Origin of the sequence: Gracilibacillus sp. YIM 98692 (assembly GCF_010993965.1) — a bacterium.
In the GTDB taxonomy this organism is placed as follows: Bacteria; Bacillota; Bacilli; order Bacillales; family Amphibacillaceae; genus Gracilibacillus.
Genome location: NZ_WIXM01000003.1, coordinates 1 through 19484, shown reverse-complemented (window position 1 = coordinate 19484; position 19484 = coordinate 1). Strand labels below are relative to the sequence as shown.

Sequence of the window (19484 nt, the reverse complement as noted above, 5' to 3'; positions counted from 1 at the left end):
TCTTCAATCGGAAGGTCCTTTTTTTACCGTATAGGTAAGAATATAGATAAGTGCAACTAGGCTACCGCACTGCGCCATAAGGCTTGGCCGATAGTCAAGTTTTTCATTACATGGAAAATACAACCCCTATTAACGTCAGTTGAACAGTGAACGTGATATGGTGCTGATAATTGCCCCAGCTCACCCACAGTTCCTTTTGTGATAACAGTAGGTATACAGGAAGGTAAATTTGTTTCCCTTCTAGATCCATTAGGCAGTGGATAAAGTACCATTTTTCATCTAAATTAGAGGTTTGTATCAACCAAAAAAAGGGAAAGTTTTATTAGACAGAGGGCAGAAAAGATTCTATTAGTTATATCCTGCTCATGTTGTCAATGAATTCACGATTCCTTTTAAGCGGCCGCGTGAAGAATCTTTGTTGTTAACATCTGACTTTTTACAAGTGAAGAAGGATATTTACCAGACTTTAAAAGCTGAGCTGCATAACGAATGAAAAGGCATATTGTACTGTGTTTAAGCGTAAAAATGATATAACTGGAAAATTATTTGCTTCTTTATTCCCTCTTTTAATTGAAAACTCATAACGACAGAAATCCTTTAAATGTTGCAAACTCGATTATCACGAAATTCTCCTTTTAATCGCTTTTTTCATACAGAAAAACTTGGCTTATCGACAAGTGTTAATGGCGAAAGCCTTAGTTTTACTTATACTATCATCCATAATAATTTATACTTTCTGATAGTATAAAAAAATGCTGCGTTATGTAAAGCCCCTTATGTTTATATGATCATGAACTTTTGTAGCAAAATGAGGTGAGTGGTATGGGTTTGATGGTAAGTACTATTATGCAATTGCCGGTGATGAAAGCTTGTGAAGTGAAGGCAGGAAAGCATTTACTAGAGCAAAAAACGATTGAATGGGTTTCGGTTATGGAGCTTCCTGTTGAAAACTTTGTCAGAAAGAATGAATTTGTTTTAAGTACCGGTATAGGATGCGAAGATAATCCAGACTTATTGGAATCTTTTGTTAAAGATGTGATTCAAGCAGGAGCATCTGTTTTAGGTTTTGCCACAGGACGATATGTTTATGATATCCCTGATCGAATTTTGAAAAAGGCTGATGAAAATGATTTAATTATCATTGATGTTCCTTGGGAAATTCGTTTTACGGATATTTGGCAATCTGTGATGGATAAAATTACAGAAGTAAAACAAAAGGAACGTAATAAAGTAGAAGATGCCAGACAAGAATTAATTAATTGTGTGCTGCAGGATAAAGGACTAGAAGATATTGCACACACTTTATATAAACATATTAAAATTCCTGTTGCCATCACAGATTCTGAAAAGAGATTGAGAGCATTTAAGTTTTTTAACAAAGATATTTTAGAAAGTTATAGTCTTGAAGTCCAAGAAAGTCACTTACAACCGATACCACTATCTGAAATGAAATTTCAAGAGCATCCGTTGTATTACCATATGAAGGAATACAAATTCTATAAAGATCGTTTTTTCCAGCTGAAAATCCTCAACAACCATAAAGTGCAAGGATATATTGTATTTCAGCCGCGAGATAATAAAGAACTGACTTGGTTTGTGATGAATGTGTTAGAACATGCATTGACGGCATGTGCGTTATACTTTGTAAAAGAGAATGCCATTGAGTTAACTGAGATACGGCTTAAGGATAATTTTGTTTTAAACCTTGCTAAAAATAAAATGAGAGTCGATCATCAATTATTAACTAAAGCTCAATTATTGGGATATGATTTAAATCTTCCTTATGTTTGCATAGTTGGAGATATTAGAGATAAAGATTTAGGATCAGATAAGCATGATACTTTAGATAACCCTTATCATTCATCGTTAAGAAGCTTGAATTATTATATTCAAAAGGAAATTACTTACGCAGGTAGACTTTTTGAACGAAAAACGATGACTACCTTTGAAAAAGGGGAAGTCATTCTTTATCTGCAAGTAGAGGATCGTTTCTATCATGATGTAGCGAACCAATTTTTAGATACGATTGAACGACGGTTAAGCCAGTTACTTGCTGATATTGATATCTCCTGGGGAATTGCACTTCAAAAAGAAAGTTCGTATCCTTTTTATGACAGCTATGAAGAAGCAAGGACGGCTCTAGAAATCGGACTGCAGCATAATGGTCCTGGCAATAGAACCTTTTATAGTGATACAAGAATTAACCGGCTATTAATGGCAATATCTCAAGAAGAGAATATTCATGAGATTATAAAAGATACATTGAAACCATTGTTAGAATACGATAAAAAGAGACAGACCGATCTTATTTTTACTTTCATGACGTACAATAAATACAAAGGAAATGTCAGCCAAACAGCAAGGGAATTAAATTTACATCGTCAATCGTTATTGCATCGGCTACGAAAAATAGAGTCTCTGACGCATTTATCCTTAATTGATGCTGATGATTCTTTTTTATTAGAGTTAAGTGTCCGTCTATGGATGTTGAATAAAATAAAATGATAGGTTCAATGCCCTGTTATATAATAGGGCATTTTTTTATATGAAAGTACACATGATTTGTGTAAAAAATTACCCTGTATGCCTGAATGTACGGGCGTTTGTGCCTTTATTCATGTTGTATGACAGAAAAGGAAAAACTTCATACAATCTGAACATTACATTTCAAACCGCTGTTTAATAAGATAAAAGTAAGAAATAAAACTTTATAAGTGAATGTTCAAAAAGGAGGATAAAAAGCGCAAAGAAATTCAAGGGCGCGCTTCGAGTACTGGAATGTATGCTTATAGATGCATGAGGAACTTAAGAAGTAAGCCAACGAAGAAGTTCAAGTGATATTTCCCGGACTTTTTGAACATCCTCTATAAGGAATATTTGTTAGGGGGAGGGGGGATCCGATGTTAGCCTTTGATATTTTAGAATATCAAAAACGTTTAACGAAGACGAAACAGAGGATGGCCGAAAACGGCATTGAAGTGTTGCTAGTTACAGACCCCGCTAATATGAATTATTTATCAGGCTATGATGCTTGGTCATTCTATGTTCACCAAATGTTAATTATCATCATTGATGAGCCACAGCCAATTTGGATTGGTCGTTATCAAGATGCAAATGGCGCGAAAATTACCACATGGATTTACAACGAAAATATTATTCCATTCCCAGATTATTATGTCCAATCATCGATTTACCACCCAATGGATTTCATTGCAGAAATTTTAAAACAGATAGGGCAAGGAAATAGAAAAATTGGCGTTGAGATGGATAACTATTATTTCACAGCTAAAGCTTATGAAAGGTTAAAGCACGGACTTCCGAATGCTACATTTAAAAATGCGGATTTATTAGTGAACTATGTAAGGATTATCAAATCAGAGCAAGAAATTGAATATATGAAGCGGGCAGCGGAAATTGCTGATCAAGCAATGTATAAAGGAGTTGAAAATGTACGGGTAGGAAACAGAGAATGTGATGCAGCAGCAGCGATATATCACCAAATGATTTCAGGTACGGATGATTATGGAGGGGATTATCCATCTATTGTTCCATTGCTTCCGTCTGGAGATAATACTGGTGCACCACATCTAACATGGTCGGAGAGAAGATTTAAAGAAGGAGAGTCTGTTGTCATCGAACTAGCAGGCTGTTACAAGAGGTATCATGTGCCAGTAGCTAGAACGGTATCGATAGGTGAACCTTCAAAGCAGCTGCAGAAAATTGCTCCGATTGTAGTAGAAGGTTTGAATACCGTTTTAGATGCGGTAAGGCCTGGAATTACTTGTGGAGAACTAGAGAGGTATTGGTATAACTGTCTCAAAAAATATGGGATTGAAAAAGAGGCAAGACTAGGATATTCCGTAGGTTTAGGTTACCCGCCAGATTGGGGAGAGCATACTGCAAGCATTCGAGCAGAGGATTCAACCGTTTTACAACCAAACATGACTTTTCACCTTATTCCTGCCTTGTGGTTTGATGCCTATGGAATTGAGATCAGTGAATCATTTCGAGTAACAAAATATGGCGGTGAAACGTTCACCAAAATCCCAAGAGATCTAATTGTGCAAGATCCCTTTCCGTTTCAAGAACATGGCGGAATCATCAGCTAGTTATAAAGATTATTAGATTGACATAGATGAGGAGGGCTTAGCATGAAAAATGTAAAAATGGGTACAAAAGCGATATGGGCAGGGGAAAAAGATTCACTAGCTTTCGGAGCCACTCAAGTTCCAGTTGTACACAGTGTATCTTATAACTATGATGATATGGACGAATGGTATGAAGTGGCAATCGGTAATAAAGAAGGGCATATTTATGGTCGTAATACCAATCCAACAGTTGATGCATTTGAAGAAAAAATTAGAATTTTAGAAGGAGCTGAAGCAGCTACTAGCTTTTCCACTGGAATGGCAGCGATTAGTAACACACTTGGAACTCTGTTATATCCTGGTGACCGAATTGTTTCCATTAAAGACACCTATGGCGGGACTAATAAAATATTTACCGAATTTTTGCCAAAGCAAAAAGTAGAAGTGGTTTTATGTGACACGGGGGATCATGAAGCGATTGAAAAAGAGGTAGCGAAAGGATGTAAAGTTCTTTATTTAGAAAGCCCGACAAACCCAACGGTAAAAATCACAGATATTGAACGAATGGCGAAAGCTGGAAAAAAAGCAGGGGCAATTGTCATTGTTGATAACACATTCGCTACTCCGATTAACCAAAATCCGCTTGAGTTAGGAGCAGACTTAGTAATTCATAGTGCTACGAAATTTTTAGGCGGGCATGCAGATGCATTAGGTGGCTCTGTTTGTGGATCTAAAAAATTAGTTGAAAGTATTTATCATTATAGAGAAATTAATGGGGCAACGCTTGATCCAATGTCAGCCTATTTATTATTACGAGGGATGAAAACACTACAATTAAGGATGGAAAAACAAAGCGAAAATGCAATGACAGTTGCACGCTATTTGAAATCAGTTGATGCAGTTGAATCGGTATTTTATCCAGGGTTAGAGGACCATCCAGGTCATGAAATTGCTAAGAAACAAATGAACGGGTTTGGAAACATGTTAAGTTTCTCCGTAAAAGGTGGAGTGGACACACTAAGACACCTGCTTCCAAAGCTAAAGTATGTGAACCGTGCAGCACATCTTGGCTCTGTTGAAACCATTGTAGGACCTACACGCACAACAAGCCATGTAGAATGTACACCAGAAGAAAGAGCTGCAATGGGGATACCAGAAGGGTTAATTCGATATTCAGCAGGACTTGAGGATAAGGATGACTTAATTCATGATTTAGAGCAAGCTTTTCAATCCTTGCCAGAAAGTCTATTTGTTAATTAAATAAAGCACACATTTGATGAAAAGAATGCTTTTTAACCAAAACGAATGACACTCATTATTTTTTAAAAATGCTGGAGGTGATGAGATTGACTATGAAGGTCGCTTTTGTTGGGTTCGGCGGTGTTGGGCAGGCATTGGCAGAGATTTTCTTAAAACAACAAAAAGGTGAAAAGCCGTCGTATGGTTTTGAGCCCGAGGTTGTCGCTGTTTCTGATATTATGAAAGGATCCGTTTATCATCCAGATGGCTTAAACATTGAAGAGTTGTTATCTGCCGTTAGAGATTCTGGAGGGTTAGATGCTTATCCAGATCAAAAGGGGCTGGTTAGAGGCTGGGATAGTATGGAAACAATCAAGAAGACTAACGCAGATATGATTGTAGAGGTAACGTTCACCGATGTGAAGACAGGTCAACCAGCCATTGAGCACTGTCGAACAGCTTTCGAACATAAAAAGAGTGTAGTGACGACCAATAAAGGTCCTGTTGCCTTAGCTTATGATGAATTATCAGCATTAGCAGAAAAAAATGGAGTTTTCTGGGGATTTGAGGGGACGGTAATGAGCGGTACACCAGCTCTCAGATTGCCTATTATGACACTAGCTGGTAATGAAATAACAGAAATAAAAGGTATCCTAAATGGGACGACTAACTATATGATTACAGAAATGGAAAAAGGCAAGACATATCAGGAAGCTTTGGAAAAAGCGCAAAGCCTTGGCTATGCAGAAGCCGATCCAACTAGTGATGTAGAAGGTTATGATGCGAGATACAAGACAGCGATTTTAGCGAAATATTTAATGGGTGAAAATATAGCATCAGAAGATATTTATTGTAAAGGAATTAGCGATTTAACTTTAGAGATGGTGAAAAAAGCATTAGATAAAAATCAAAAATGGCGTCTGCTCTCGCGTTTAACCAAAAGGGAAGATGGTTCGATCGAAGCTTCTGTAAAGCCGGAGCTAGTTGATGATAACGATCCATTAGCTGGTGTTAATGGTCCAACAAATGCGATTGTCTACGAATGTGATTTATCTGGTCCAATTATGTTAACAGGTGCAGGTGCAGGGTTAATCGAAACAGGTTACTCACTATTTATTGATATCATTCATTATCATAGACAAAACGCCCTAACCAAACTTTAATAGGGGGTGATTCCATGCAATTACAAGTTAAACAGGAAAAAATGTTGATTGCAGGACAGTGGATAGCTGCTGAGCAAACATTTGATGTATATGATCCGCAAGATAATCGACTAATTGCCAAAGTACCATTAGCTACAGAAAATGATATGTTGATGGCCATTGAAAAAGCAGAGGAGGCTTATCTAAGCAACAAACCTTGGCCAACTCATGAGAGGATGGCTGTGCTTCAACGAGTAGCCTCCTATATAGAGGAAAATAAAGAACGTTATGCAGAAACGATAGCATTAGAAGGAAGTAAAACGATTCATGAGGCTCGTGGCGAAGTGAAACGTGCGATACAAACGATTCAAATCAGCGCAGAAGAAGCGCGAAGGATAAATGGAGAAACGATTAATTTTGATCAAAGTGAAAGTGGAGAAAATAGAGTTGGTTATTATTATCGCTTTCCAGTAGGTGTGATTGGAGCTATTACCCCTTTTAATGATCCTTTAAATTTAGTAGCTCATAAGGTTGGTCCAGCGATTGCCTCTGGAAATGCGATTATTGTTAAACCAGCTTCTGATACGCCGTTGAGTGCATTGCTTTTGGCAGAAGCTTTTACAAAATCTGGCTTACCTGCAGGCATGTTGTCTGTTGTGACTGGATCAGGCAGAGATGTGGGAGATGTACTCGTTACACACCCTACCATTAAAATGATTACATTCACGGGTGGGGTAGATGTTGGAAAGAAAATAGCACATAAAGCTGGAATCAAGAAGATCGGTATGGAACTCGGGTCCAATTCTCCCGTTATTGTGTTAAAAGATGCAGATATTGAGGAAGCAGTGGCATCTTGCGTTTCTGGTGCTTTTACAGTTGCAGGGCAAAACTGTATTGGTGTCCAGAGAGTTTATGTAGAGAAAGAAGTATATGGTCAATTCCTAGAATTATATAAACAGAGGACTTCTAAACTGCAATTGGGAGATAAATTAGATGAATTAACAGACGTTGGTCCAATGATTAATGAACGAGAAGCGAAGAGGGTAGAATCCTGGGTGAATGAAGCGGTAGCAGAAGGGGCAAAAATTCAAATTGGTGGAAAACGAGAAAAAGCCTTTTATTATCCTACTATCTTAACAGATGTCCCTATTGATGCAGTAATTGCCCAAGAAGAAATATTTGGCCCTGTCGTGCTTGTCTATCCAGTAGAGGATGTGTATCAAGCGATTGCTCGATCCAACGCTGCTGATTATGGACTGCAAGCAGGAATATTTACAAAAGACGTAGAGAATGCATTTTTAACGATACAGGAGTTAGAAGTCGGCGGTATCATGGTGAATGATAGCAGTGATTATCGTATTGATGCTATGCCGTTTGGCGGGGTGAAGCAATCGGGGTTAGGAAGAGAAGGTGTCAAATCCTCGATCAAAGCCATGACAGAACAAAAGGTAGTGAGCTTTAAACTAAATCAAAGATTCTAAAAGATAAAATAAGTAAATATTTTTAAAAGTTCCATTTTGGGAAGTCAGCGCAAAATGGAACTTTTTTTATGAGGTTAACTAACTTTGCTTCAGGCTAATATCTCAATAGCTATACACTGCGGATAAAATGAGAACAAGTTTAGCACTTACTGCTTTAAGATCAGTACTATGGTACCGCTCCAGAAATACACTTCGCTTTCCCACAGGAGTCTCCGTTTATTTCTTCCGCTGGTCTAAGCTCACTGTTTTTAGTAAGGCTATTATTTGAAGCTCTTTTACTAGTTCAGAAAATGTATATAAAACAACAAGAAAAAGAGCCGGTTTTAACAAGTAGTGCAAATTTGGTGAAAGTAAGTGAGTGTATCTAAGCGCGTAACTTTGGGCTGATTGTTGAGTAGGTTCATTACTTTCCGCTATATAAATTTATTCACATGCCACACCGTCTCCATCGCCATCCATGTGTGTTCCATAGCCTGGATCACCTTTGTAAAGTGGGGTAACACCGGCATCACGAGCTTCTGAACAGTTTTGATAATAGACTTCATCATCTTCGGAATGGTCTGTAGAGTCTTGTGTTTCATTTTGGTTAGGCTCTGCTTGGAAACCTTCATCAGTTACATAACCATTGATACTCCATATTCCTTTTTCTGCATCCTTTGCTCGATTTTGAGCTTTCATCAACTCTTCTGAATGGGTATAAGGTGGATCATAGACATAAGCATACCGAGCCAATCCTTCTTCTAAAAGCATTTGATTGAATAATTGCTCGTTTATCCATATGTAAGCCAGTAATCTATCATAGTGATCCCTTTTCGGTCCATCAAATTCTAAATAGATTTCTTCACCTGCTAACGTTTTTTCTGCAAATTTAGAAGCCTCTGGTCCATATGGTTGAATAGGCATGTCAGGATGTTTGGTTTCCGGAGTGTCGACTAATAAAAGCCTCACCGTTTCTTCCTCACCCTGATATTGTACTTTGACAGTGTCGCCATCTACTATCCTTGTTACCATTGCATTCGGGGCTTTCTCAGAGGCATTCGTGTTATCTGTGACATCCGACTGATCTGGTTGTTGATTTAGTTGAACATCTTCTTCTATTTGATGTTTCTCTTCATCCACTGATGGTGATCCAGTTCCACACGCACTAATCAACACCATTATAATGAAATAACAAATCCATAAAGAACTTTTTTGAAACATTCTGTCATCCCCTTGTTGTAGAAACATATGTTAGAAGAATATTTTACTATATCATATTGGTGGTTGAAAATAGGAAAAAACGACTGAATGCTCCGATAAATGATTGATGAAATAGGAAAGGCAAGTCATAATGAAAGGAGGAGGGTGCAGATGAAGTCTTTATTTCCTGTAATCAAAATGTTTTTACTTCTATTTTTTCTTTGGTTCATGATACATACAGCCTATATCTTGTGGGATGGATGGAATGATGAAGAAAAGGAATCTCATATAGGGGTTGTCCTTGGTAATAAAGTGATGGAAGATGGTTCTCCATCAGAACGTTTACAGGCTAGGCTTGATAAAGCAGTGGAGTTTCATCAACGTGGACTTTTAGATCAAGTAATAGTGAGTGGAGGGGTAGGAGTCGAAGGTTATGATGAAGCGAAAGTGATGAAAGAGTACCTTGTGGACCATGCTATTCCAGCAGAAGTTATTTTGGTTGATCAAAATGGTTATAACACGATGCAAACAGCTCAAAATGCGAGATCTTTCTTGAAATATTTGGAAATGAGTCTTGAAACGACAAAGGTAACGGTGATAACACAGCATTTTCATATAACAAGATCTAAATTAGCTTTTAAAGAAGCAGGTTTTGAACAGGTTTATGGAGCCCATGCAGATTTTTTAGAATGGCGTGATGTCTATTCAACAATAAGGGAATTTCCAGCTTACTATAAATATTTGTGGTTTTCATCGTAATTGGTTAATTTTTGTATATTTTGTGAAGAATGATACTGGCACTAGAAGAGTCGATCGCAGAAGGGTTATAATACATATATATTTCAATTATGGGAACGGAAAGGAGAAATTTAAGTGAAAAAGTTTATGTTCATCTTAGTGCTTTTAACACTTGCTTTTGTTTTAGCAGCATGTGGAGGCGAAGCAGATAATTCAGAAGGTAATAATGGAGAGAACACAGAAGAAAATAACGAAAGTGCAGCAGGTGATGAATCAGTGGTTCATCTAACCGCATCGAATTGGCAATTTGATCAAGAGGAGTATACGGTGCCAGCTGGAGAAGTAACAGTAGAATTAACTAACGAAGAAGGTTTTCATGGCATTGAAGTCGTAGGTACTGATATTGCAGTGGATGGAGAAGGGTCTGCAACTGGTGTGCTTGAACCTGGTGAATATACGATAAGATGTTCCATTCAATGTGGGACAGGCCACAGTGAAATGGTATCTACTCTCATTGTTCAATAATCGTTAGAATGGTAAATACCACAGTGTCGTTAAGGTGCTGTGGTATTTGTATTCGTTATTATGTTAATATAAAGAGAGACTTCCATCAGTGAAGTTTTCTCGTCCTCCACTGATGGTTAGTGAAACTTCTCAGTGTGCTAGCGTATACATCTATTTTTTATTCTAAGTCTTAACCGTGATAAATAACACGAGTCAAAAAAATAAGGAGTAAATCGTACATGGATATTCCAATTATATATGAAGATAATCATCTGTTAATGGTAGAAAAGCAACCAAATATACCTGTTCAGGAAGACAAAAGTAATGATCAAGACTTATTAAACTTATTAAAACAAGACATTAAAGTAAGATATCAAAAGCCAGGTAATGTTTATTTAGCATTGGTACATCGGTTAGACCGGCCAGTGGGCGGGGTGATGGTGTTTGCTAAAACATCAAAAGCTGCCTCTAGATTATCGAATATCATTCGTAAAAATGAGTGGGAGAAAGAATATCTTGCGGTTGTACGTGGAGTTCCTGAACAACAAGATACGTTAGTCGACTATTTACATAAAGATAAAAAAAGAAATCAAGTATCTGTCGTGTCTCCTCAAGATAAAAAAGGGAAAAAGGCAAGGCTTCATTACCAAGTACTTGAAACCGAGCATGATTTAAGTCTTATCAAAATTAAGTTAGAAACAGGAAGGCCGCATCAAATTAGAGTCCAGTTTGCATCAAGAGGTTTCCCATTATATGGTGACCAAAAATACGGCAGTCATGTGAATAAACCAGGTCAACAAATCGCTTTATGGTCCCATGAACTTTCTTTTGTACACCCAGTAAAAAAAGAAGAAGTTTGCGGTGTATCACGTCCGCCTAATCGATATCCATGGACGATGTGGAAAAATATTTGAAGAAAAAGGTAGAAGATGAAAATGGAATTTGGAATTTATTCATTAGGAGAAATGCATAGCCATCCGTTATCCAAATCACAAACAACATTTGACAAACGTATACAGGATATCATTGAAATGGCGAGGTATGCTGATCAACAAGGTTTAGACCTTTTTGGAGTAGGAGAACATCATCGGTTGGATTATGCTGTTTCTTCTCCGCAAATGATGTTGTCAGCGATTGCCCAAATAACAAAGCGAATAAAGTTAACCGGGCTTACGAATGTCTTAAATACGTCTGATCCTGTTCGCGTGTTTGAAGATTATGCGACGCTTGATTTAATATCTAATGGTCGAGCAGAGATAACTGCAGGAAGAGGAGCTTTTGTCGAATCATTTCCTTTATTCGGGTATAATGAGCAGCATTATGATGATTTATTTCAAGAACATCTGGAATTATTGTTGGAATTAAATCAAAAGAGTCGTGTATCTTGGAGCGGTCATCATCGCCCAAGTATAAGAAATGCTGACATTTCACCGCGACCTGTTCAGTCAAAAATACCTATATCTATTGGAGTTGGCGGGACGATTGAAAGTGCGCAAAGAGCAGGAGAATTAGGCTGTCGCTTAGCTGTTATTATGATAGGTGGTGTAGTGAAGCGTTATGAGAATTTAGTCCAAACCTATCAAGGCAGTTTTCAAGGAGATAAGCCTTTTCTATCTATAGCGGGACATACTTTTATTCGAGAAACTAATGCTGAAATAGAACGAGAATTCTATCCATACTATGCGCAATATTGGAAGCATCTCACAAGTCAAGGAATCGGTGGTGCCATGGGGGCAGCGCGTACCGATATCGGGTTTATCACAAGTAAAGAATCGACTTTATTTGTCGGTACCCCTGAGCAAATCATTGAAAAAATCCATTATCAGCAGGAACTGTTTGGACATCAACGGTTTTTAGCACAAGTCGATTTTGGCGGACAGCCATTAGAAGAGGTGAAAAAGACGATTCATTTATTAGCAAATAAAGTGATGCCGCATTTTAATATATGATAGTCCGTGCTTTTTGTACTTATATCTTATATAATAACAAATAGATGAAAGCGTTTGAGAGGAGAGTTTTTTTTGAGAATACCTTTATTAATCATACTAGTCATTCTTATGGTATTAGATCTGACGGGAATTATACATGTTCCAGCTTTTGTGATATTTCTAATAGCTTTTGGATTAATAGTTTTTAATATCTACATACGCCGAAACGCTTATCGCAAGCAAAAAAATAACGACTGAAAAAGGCAGCAATTTTTGTTGCCTTTTTTGTTTGGAATAAAACAACTTGGGTACATTAAAATTAAAATGACGAAAAGGAGGCTAATAAAGATGAAACAGAAGTATATTGACTGGCCCACATTTATTGGTGCCTTTATTTTATTGTTATTAGTCACTGTACCGCTTATTATCTTTCCTGATGAAGGGAAAGAATTTGTAAGTATAGCAAATACGTTTGTTACAACGAATTTTGGTGTTTTATATTTAGCTATGGGGTTAATTATTTTTTCATTCTTAATTTTTGTAGCCTTTAGTAAAAATGGTCATGTTAAATTAGGGGAGGAAGGAGAAAAGCCCGAATTTAATACATTGTCTTGGGCAGCCATGCTTTTTGCTGCAGGTATTGGGTCTAGTATTTTATATTGGTCGGTAATTGAATGGGTTTATTACTTTCAAGGTCCGCCATTTGGCGTAGAAGCCGAGACAAATGAAGCCATACAATGGGCGACTGCTTATGGTATTTTTCACTGGGGTCCAATTGCTTGGGCTATTTATACGTTACCGGCATTACCGATCGCTTACTTTTTCTACGTGAGAAAAAGGCCAGTTTTAAAAGTTAGTGAAGCGGTTCGTCCTGTATTAGGTAATTGGGTGGACGGCCCTATTGGAAACCTAATCGATATCCTTTTTATGTTCGGTTTACTTGGCGGGGCAGGAACAACGTTAGCCTTAGGAACTCCTATGATTGCGGAAGGGGTTCATTTACTAACAGGAATTCCTGTAACCTTATTTATGCAAGCTGTAATCATGATAGTCTGTACTACCATTTTTGCTATTAGTGCATATTCAGGTTTAAGGAAAGGGATAAAGTTATTAAGTGATATTAACTTATGGTTAGCATTATTTATCCTGGCGTTTGTATTGATTTTAGGTCCAACTAGATTTATTGTTGAAACAACATTTAATTCACTTGGTATCTTGTTGGATAATTTCTTTAAAATGTCTACATGGGTGGAGCCATTCGGGAATTTAGGTGGTTTTACAGAATCTGGATTCCCAGAAGGGTGGACTGTGTTTTATTGGGCATGGTGGCTTGTGTATGCTCCATTTGTAGGTTTATTTGTAGCACGAATCTCAAGAGGAAGAACCATTCGTGAAATGGTATTAGGAACGATGGTTTATGGGACATTGGGATGTGTATTGTTTTTTGGGATTTTAGGTAATTTCGGTTTATATATGCAGCTTACCGGTTCATTTGATGCGATTGCGTTTATGGATCAAAATGGCCCTGCAGCTACAATTATTGCGATCATCAATCAATTACCTTTTAGTAATTTAATCGTATTAGTTTTCACGATTTTGGCGGTCATTTTCTTAGCCACCACTTTTGACTCTTCTTCTTATATTTTAGCTTCTGTCGTACAAAAAGAAGTAGAGGGAGAACCGATTCGCTGGAATAGACTCTTTTGGGCGTTCTCGTTGTGTATTATGCCACTTGTTCTTCTATTTCTTGGAGGATTAGGTACATTGCAAACGGCTAGTATTATCGGTGGTTTTCCATTAATTTTTATCATGTTTCTGCTGGCTTGGTCTTTTATGCGAGCATCTAACCGAGATATTACAAAATCAGATGATTATGAATCACCAACGATCTATATTAAGCGCTGGAGAAGACGTAAAAAAAGATCCTCTTTAGAGGTGTTAGAAGATAAGGATCAGGGTCGCAATAAAGATGAATAAATCAATCAATTTAGAAAAAACTTGTTGCTTTAGCGGCAAGTTTTTTCCGTCTGTAAAGATGTCTTTACAGATGTCTTATTATATGTATAATAGAACGGAACCATTAAGAAAAGGAGAGGTGTAACAATGAATCAGAGAGAGAAAGTATGGGGACTTATTTTATTATGCTTCGTTTTCTTAGGATATCTTATTCCTTACACGTTTCTTAGTAATATAACGAAATGGTATGGAAGCTTTTTGCTTTGGTCAATCCTAGGTATTTTCGTTATCATTGCAAATTACAGATTAACGAAAGATTGGAGTGATAAGGAATGAGTACAGTATTAGTATGGGGAACAATAGGAGTTTATATAGCATTTGCTTTAGTTATTGCTTTTTTATCTAGGAATGGCAAGCAAAATAGTATGACTGGCTATTTTTTAGGTGAGAGAAAATTAAATGGATTTGTATCGGCATTAAGCTATAGTGCGACTACATACAGTGCTTTTATGTTAGTAGGCTTAGCTGGACTAACATATAGTGGAGGTATAGGCGCTTTTGGTTTTGAAATTATTTATTTTATGGGTGTTTCACTAGTAGCAATATTTGGTCCTCGTTTTTGGCTTGTAGGAAAAAAATATGGTTATGTAACACCCTCTGAGATGTTAGGAGATCGTTATGAAAGTAAATGGGTTGCTATTATAACGGCACTTGCTAGTTGCTTATTCCTTATTCCGTATAGTGCCGTTCAATTAACAGGAATTGGTTATTTATTGCAAGGTGTTACAAATAACGCCATACCTTTTACAACAGGTGTAGTGATAGCCACTATACTGGCACTTGTTTTTTCCTATATAGCGGGAATTCGTTCGGTTGCCTGGACAGATTCTTTACAATCACTAATGATGATTATTACATCTACTATTGTAGTGATTTTAATTATAAATGGGCTTGGCGGTTTAGGAGGATTTTTTCATGCAATAGAATCCAGTGATCCACAAGCATTAGCTGTACCAGGAAATGGATTTTTTGACTTTTGGACATTCTTGGGCTTGACTTTACCTTGGTTTTTCTTTAGTATTTCTAATCCGCAAGTTAGTCAGCGCTTATTTATGCCAGCTTCATTAAAAAGCATGCGGCATATGCTGTTAGGCTTTTTAATATTTGGTTTTATTTATACGATTGTTTCGGTAGTGTGGGGTTTTTCTGCTTCTGTGTTATTTCCAGGCTTAGAAAATGCTGATCTGGCAACTCCGATGCTTTTATCATCTGAACATGTGCCGCCATTGTTAGGAGTTATTGTGATGGTAGGAATTATGGCAGCTGCTATTTCCACCATAGATTCGATTATGTTGACTTTATCCTCTATATTTTCAAGAGATGTTTTTCGAAATGTGAAGAAAGACGCAAATGATAAACAACAATTAATGGTAGGGAAACTGGTTATTCCAATTATTGCAATTCTTGCGTTTTTATTCGCTCAATTGCAATTGGACTTAATTGCTGTACTATCTGTTTCGTCTTCTGCTGGACTTATTGTGGTTGTTCCAGCAATTATAGGTGCATTTTTTTGGAAAAAGGGTACCGCTGCTGGAGTCATTGTTAGTGTGCTTGTAGGCAGTGTACTTGTTTTTATACTAGAGTTTTTTCAATTAATCCCACTAGGTTTAAAATCAGGAATTTGGGGTATTTTCGTCTCTGCTGTCTTATTTATAGTGATTAGTTTACTAACTAATGCTCCTTGGGGAAAAGCGGATGCTTTTATAGGTTATGTAAGAGAACAGATGAAAACGAGAAAAATGTATCGATAAAAAGAAATGGAAGTTATAATATGGGAAATCGTGTTAACATCTTCCAATAATGTTTGGAAGATAGCAAGTCATTTTTGAAGAATACATTTTAAAAAAAAATTTTTTATAACGATAAAACCCATTATGACGGTTTTTATAAAAAATTACATTAAAAAAGTTTGTCAGATTTTCTGACAAAGGCCATGACAAATAAAAAGTCGGATAGTAGGATTATAGATAAATATTGATGTTACAAAACATGAAAAGAAAAAAGGGGATATGAATTCTTATGGCAACTGTAGCACCAGAAAAAACATCTAATACTAATGAGTTATTAGAAAATATTAAAGCAGAAATAGAAGCAAAGCATGTAGAATTATTACACTTACAATTTGTAGATATTGAAGGTTCCTTAAAACAGGTAACCGTTACAGCGGAACAATTAGATGATGTAGTAGAAGGCGAAACAATGTTTGATGGTTCTTCTATTACTGGTTTTACACCGATTAACCAATCTGATCTTTACTTATTACCAGACTTGAATAGCTTTGCTGTTCTTCCTTGGACTGAAGAAGAAGATTACTCTGAAGCTCGTTTCTTGTGCAGTGTAACAAATCCAGATGGTTCTTTATTTGAAGGAGATCCACGTAACGTACTAAAAAAAACAGTAGATAACGCAGAAGAAAAAGGTTTTTCTATTAATGTAGGTCCAGAGCTTGAATTCTTTTTATTTGAACAAGACGAAAAAGGTCAACCAACACAAGAAGTTCATGACCAAGCTGGATATTTCGAGCCAGCTCCATATGACTTAGGGGAGCGCGTTCGTTTAGAAATCTATAAAACGTTGAAAAAAATGGGCTTTACTATCGAAGCATCTCACCACGAAGTTGCTAAAGGTCAACATGAAATTAACTTTAAATTTGATGATGCCCTAACAACTGCAGATAATGCTACAACATTTAAATGGGTTGTAAAAACAGTAGCGCAACAATTTGGCTTACGTGCGACTTTTATGCCAAAACCAGTATTCGGTGAGAATGGTAACGGTATGCACGTAAACATGTCTCTATTTGATGAAAAAGCAGGTAAAAACGCATTTTTTGATGAATCAGATTCTCGTCAATTATCTGATCAGGCTTACCAATTCATTGCTGGTTTATTAAACCATGTTCCTGGTTTTGCAGCATTTACTAACCCGCTAGTAAACTCTTATAAGCGTTTAGTACCTGGTTATGAAGCTCCATGCTACATCGCTTGGTCTTCTTCTAACCGTTCTGCGCTTGTACGTATTCCGGCAACTCGTGGAGCAGGTACACGTGTAGAGATCCGTTGTCCAGATCCATCTGCTAACCCATACTATGCTTTTGCTTCTATCGCAGCAGCAGGTATTGATGGAATCGAAAAAGGATTAGAAGCTCCAGAAGAAACAGTAGACGATATCTTCAGCATGTCTGATGAGGAACGTGATGAAAGAAAAATCGATAACTTACCAACAACTTTAGGTGAATCTATCGAAGCTTTAACAAACGGTGAAATTGGTAAAAAAGTACTTGGAGAATTTGCATTTAACGAGTACGTAGATTTAAAACAAGAAGAATGGGATAGCTATCGAACTGCTGTAACAGGATGGGAGCTAGATCGCTACCAAGCAAAATTCTAATATGATATAATAAGTAAAAGCCTGTATTTCACATCGAAATACAGGCTTTATTCATTCGACACAAATTTTGAAAAGGAAATAACACTTGTCATGTTTTTGTCTAAATGATGGAGGGATTTAAGAGTGGATCCGCTTGATGTGATGTTATATAAGGATAAGGTGAAAGCATATTTTGAGCCAGTTCTAAGTGCAGATAGTCATGAGGTAACAGGGTATCAGACGGTAGCAGTGATGGAAAAGGGCGAAAAAGTAGAAAATATTCAATTCTTTTTTCAAGATCCGAATGTGCCAGATGATTTTAAGCAAGAATTGGACCAACACGTCTATTATCATGCACTAAAGCAGTGTCTAGAACAACCACAGGATACGTCTTTATTTTTAACGGTTCATGCAACTAATATTGTAAAAGAGTCTGATAATGCTATTATTCCACAGCTGCTACGTTTTCAAGAAAAAGGTTTGAATTTGTCTCAAATTATAATTGCGGTTGCAGAATTAGATAAATCAATAGATGATCATGTGTTTTGGAATTCCCTAAAGTATTTAAAAGCACTTGGAACAAAAATTGCCATTCATGATGTCGATAGTGGTTCAAACCAGTTTTCGCGTATTAGCAAGCTTGAACCAAATATAATTATCATTGATTTGCAATCATTGCAGAATCCATCCCTTTCAAGTATGCACCATAATGTTATATATTCGCTTACACTACTTGCAAGGAAAGTTGGAGCAGAGATCTTATATAAAGGTATCGATTCTAACTATCCGTTTCATTATGCATGGCGTAAAAATGGCCGTTATTATCAAGGTACTTTATTTGCTCAGGCTATGCCATCGTTCGTTGATAAAAACAGATGGAAAGATAGTATTAAAGGGGATATTCAACAGTTCATTCAAATAGAGCGATCAAAATTAGAGGAAATATTTCAGTTCACTGCCAACATAAACGAAACAATGTCCAACTTAACAAAGTCATGGAAAAAGAATAGCGATTTAGATAAGCAATTACTAGAAATAGCTGGTAAAATTTCAAATATTGCTTTCAGATTGTATTTAACAGATGAAGACGGTTTTCAAAAAACTTCTAATATTGTATTAAATACCAATGGGAAATGGGAGTTAGATACAAGTGCATTAGAAAAAAACTGGAGCTGGCGTCCATATTTTATAGAAAATGTGATACGTATGAACAAAGAAAAGGTAGGATTTTTATCAGATTTATATAGTGATATTGAAACAGGCGAATTAATTCGCACCTTTTCTTACCCGGTTAATCAAGACTTATACTTATTTATGGATATATCAAGAATGTACATCGACGAACACGAATATTTACTTTGGTAGCATAGAGAATATTCCTTATCAAAGGCCCTATTTAGGGTCTTTTTTTACTACACAGTAGAACAAAACTGCGCAATAAGCCTTAAAAAAGCTCTGAATACCGCTCCAGAAATATACTTCGCTTTCCGCGGGCAACGCTTCAGCTTCCTCGGAAGCAAAATACACTTCCTGCGGGATCTTCAGCCGTTGCTGTTCCCGCAGGAGTCTACGTATATTTCCTACGCTGTTAGGATGGTGAATTTTTTGTGCAAACGCATCATATATAAAAGCTACTAGAATTTTTTCTTACTAAATACGAAAACTCACACAAGCGGCGGAAAAATGCGAGACTCCTGGGGGAAGAGCAGCTTCCGAAGACCCCACAGCGAACGGTTTTGGTGAGTGAGGAGGCTGAGGTGCTGCCGCGTGCCTAGCAAGCCGTTCATTGCTAATTGGTGA

At 37.0% G+C, this 19484-nt stretch carries 15 protein-coding genes; 14 read left to right on the top strand and 1 reads right to left on the bottom strand.

The window, feature by feature from the left end; translation table 11 throughout:
- Window positions 1-822: 822 nt before the first annotated feature.
- The 5 genes from GHD00_RS04570 to GHD00_RS04550 all read left to right on the top strand — a co-directional run bounded on the left by GHD00_RS04570 (window position 823) and on the right by GHD00_RS04550 (window position 7950).
- Window positions 823-2505, top strand: a complete 1683-nt coding sequence (locus tag GHD00_RS04570; protein ID WP_163536964.1) for a PucR family transcriptional regulator — start codon at window positions 823-825, stop codon at window positions 2503-2505.
- A gap of 395 nt (window positions 2506-2900) precedes the next feature.
- The gene (locus GHD00_RS04565; RefSeq protein WP_163536962.1) at window positions 2901-4109 is read left to right on the top strand and encodes a M24 family metallopeptidase; all 1209 of its coding nucleotides are present in this window, start codon (window positions 2901-2903) and stop codon (window positions 4107-4109) included.
- A 42-nt stretch (window positions 4110-4151) separates the two neighbouring features.
- Window positions 4152-5348, top strand: coding sequence for a cystathionine gamma-synthase family protein (locus tag GHD00_RS04560; RefSeq protein ID WP_163536960.1), 1197 nt, complete (start codon window positions 4152-4154; stop codon window positions 5346-5348).
- Window positions 5349-5416: 68 nt separating this feature from the next.
- Window positions 5417-6490 (top strand): homoserine dehydrogenase, encoded by a 1074-nt coding sequence (locus tag GHD00_RS04555; protein WP_163536958.1) that lies wholly within the window; start codon window positions 5417-5419, stop codon window positions 6488-6490.
- Between the two features lie 14 nt (window positions 6491-6504).
- Entirely contained in the window at window positions 6505-7950 is a 1446-nt protein-coding gene (locus GHD00_RS04550) for an aldehyde dehydrogenase family protein (protein ID WP_163536956.1), read from the top strand.
- A 423-nt stretch (window positions 7951-8373) separates the two neighbouring features.
- On the opposite strand, the gene GHD00_RS04545 is transcribed toward GHD00_RS04550, so the two are convergent.
- Window positions 8374-9150, bottom strand: coding sequence for a thermonuclease family protein (locus tag GHD00_RS04545; RefSeq protein ID WP_240468591.1), 777 nt, complete (start codon window positions 9148-9150; stop codon window positions 8374-8376).
- A gap of 150 nt (window positions 9151-9300) precedes the next feature.
- On the opposite strand from GHD00_RS04545, the gene GHD00_RS04540 reads away from it, so the two are divergent.
- The 9 genes from GHD00_RS04540 to GHD00_RS04500 all read left to right on the top strand — a co-directional run bounded on the left by GHD00_RS04540 (window position 9301) and on the right by GHD00_RS04500 (window position 19049).
- A complete protein-coding gene (locus GHD00_RS04540; protein WP_163536954.1) occupies window positions 9301-9888 on the top strand; it encodes a YdcF family protein in 588 nt (195 codons plus the stop codon).
- 114 nt (window positions 9889-10002) lie between these two features.
- A complete protein-coding gene (locus tag GHD00_RS04535; RefSeq protein ID WP_163536953.1) occupies window positions 10003-10392 on the top strand; it encodes a cupredoxin domain-containing protein in 390 nt (129 codons plus the stop codon).
- A 218-nt stretch (window positions 10393-10610) separates the two neighbouring features.
- Window positions 10611-11285, top strand: a complete 675-nt coding sequence (locus GHD00_RS04530; RefSeq protein ID WP_163536950.1) for an RluA family pseudouridine synthase — start codon at window positions 10611-10613, stop codon at window positions 11283-11285.
- 15 nt (window positions 11286-11300) lie between these two features.
- The gene (locus tag GHD00_RS04525) at window positions 11301-12320 is read left to right on the top strand and encodes an LLM class flavin-dependent oxidoreductase (protein WP_346427610.1); all 1020 of its coding nucleotides are present in this window, start codon (window positions 11301-11303) and stop codon (window positions 12318-12320) included.
- Between the two features lie 327 nt (window positions 12321-12647).
- Window positions 12648-14276: a BCCT family transporter gene (locus GHD00_RS04520; protein WP_163536947.1), complete on the top strand. Its 1629-nt coding sequence runs from the start codon at window positions 12648-12650 to the stop codon at window positions 14274-14276.
- A 126-nt stretch (window positions 14277-14402) separates the two neighbouring features.
- A complete protein-coding gene (locus tag GHD00_RS04515) occupies window positions 14403-14591 on the top strand; it encodes a hypothetical protein (protein ID WP_163536944.1) in 189 nt (62 codons plus the stop codon).
- The gene (locus GHD00_RS04510) at window positions 14588-16066 is read left to right on the top strand and encodes a sodium:solute symporter family protein (RefSeq protein WP_163536942.1); all 1479 of its coding nucleotides are present in this window, start codon (window positions 14588-14590) and stop codon (window positions 16064-16066) included. The genes GHD00_RS04515 and GHD00_RS04510 overlap by 4 nt, the downstream gene beginning before the upstream one ends.
- A 268-nt stretch (window positions 16067-16334) precedes the next feature.
- Window positions 16335-17705: a type I glutamate--ammonia ligase gene (glnA, locus tag GHD00_RS04505; protein WP_163536940.1), complete on the top strand. Its 1371-nt coding sequence runs from the start codon at window positions 16335-16337 to the stop codon at window positions 17703-17705.
- Window positions 17706-17828: 123 nt separating this feature from the next.
- Complete coding sequence (locus GHD00_RS04500) at window positions 17829-19049, top strand: EAL domain-containing protein (RefSeq protein WP_163536938.1); 1221 nt, start codon at window positions 17829-17831, stop codon at window positions 19047-19049.
- The last annotated feature ends 435 nt before the right edge of the window (window positions 19050-19484 follow it).

What these genes read in the sequence shown, in the direction of transcription:
- GHD00_RS04570 (WP_163536964.1), top strand. Translation starts at nt 823, where the DNA reads ATGGGTTTGATGGTAAGTACTATTATGCAATTGCCGGTGATGAAAGCT.
- GHD00_RS04565 (WP_163536962.1), top strand. Translation starts at nt 2,901, where the DNA reads ATGTTAGCCTTTGATATTTTAGAATATCAAAAACGTTTAACGAAGACG.
- GHD00_RS04560 (WP_163536960.1), top strand. Translation starts at nt 4,152, where the DNA reads ATGAAAAATGTAAAAATGGGTACAAAAGCGATATGGGCAGGGGAAAAA.
- GHD00_RS04555 (WP_163536958.1), top strand. Translation starts at nt 5,417, where the DNA reads ATGCTGGAGGTGATGAGATTGACTATGAAGGTCGCTTTTGTTGGGTTC.
- GHD00_RS04550 (WP_163536956.1), top strand. Translation starts at nt 6,505, where the DNA reads ATGCAATTACAAGTTAAACAGGAAAAAATGTTGATTGCAGGACAGTGG.
- GHD00_RS04545 (WP_240468591.1), bottom strand. Translation starts at nt 9,150, where the DNA reads ATGTTTCAAAAAAGTTCTTTATGGATTTGTTATTTCATTATAATGGTG.
- GHD00_RS04540 (WP_163536954.1), top strand. Translation starts at nt 9,301, where the DNA reads ATGAAGTCTTTATTTCCTGTAATCAAAATGTTTTTACTTCTATTTTTT.
- GHD00_RS04530 (WP_163536950.1), top strand. Translation starts at nt 10,611, where the DNA reads ATGGATATTCCAATTATATATGAAGATAATCATCTGTTAATGGTAGAA.
- GHD00_RS04525 (WP_346427610.1), top strand. Translation starts at nt 11,301, where the DNA reads ATGAAAATGGAATTTGGAATTTATTCATTAGGAGAAATGCATAGCCAT.
- GHD00_RS04520 (WP_163536947.1), top strand. Translation starts at nt 12,648, where the DNA reads ATGAAACAGAAGTATATTGACTGGCCCACATTTATTGGTGCCTTTATT.
- GHD00_RS04515 (WP_163536944.1), top strand. Translation starts at nt 14,403, where the DNA reads ATGAATCAGAGAGAGAAAGTATGGGGACTTATTTTATTATGCTTCGTT.
- GHD00_RS04510 (WP_163536942.1), top strand. Translation starts at nt 14,588, where the DNA reads ATGAGTACAGTATTAGTATGGGGAACAATAGGAGTTTATATAGCATTT.
- glnA (WP_163536940.1), top strand. Translation starts at nt 16,335, where the DNA reads ATGGCAACTGTAGCACCAGAAAAAACATCTAATACTAATGAGTTATTA.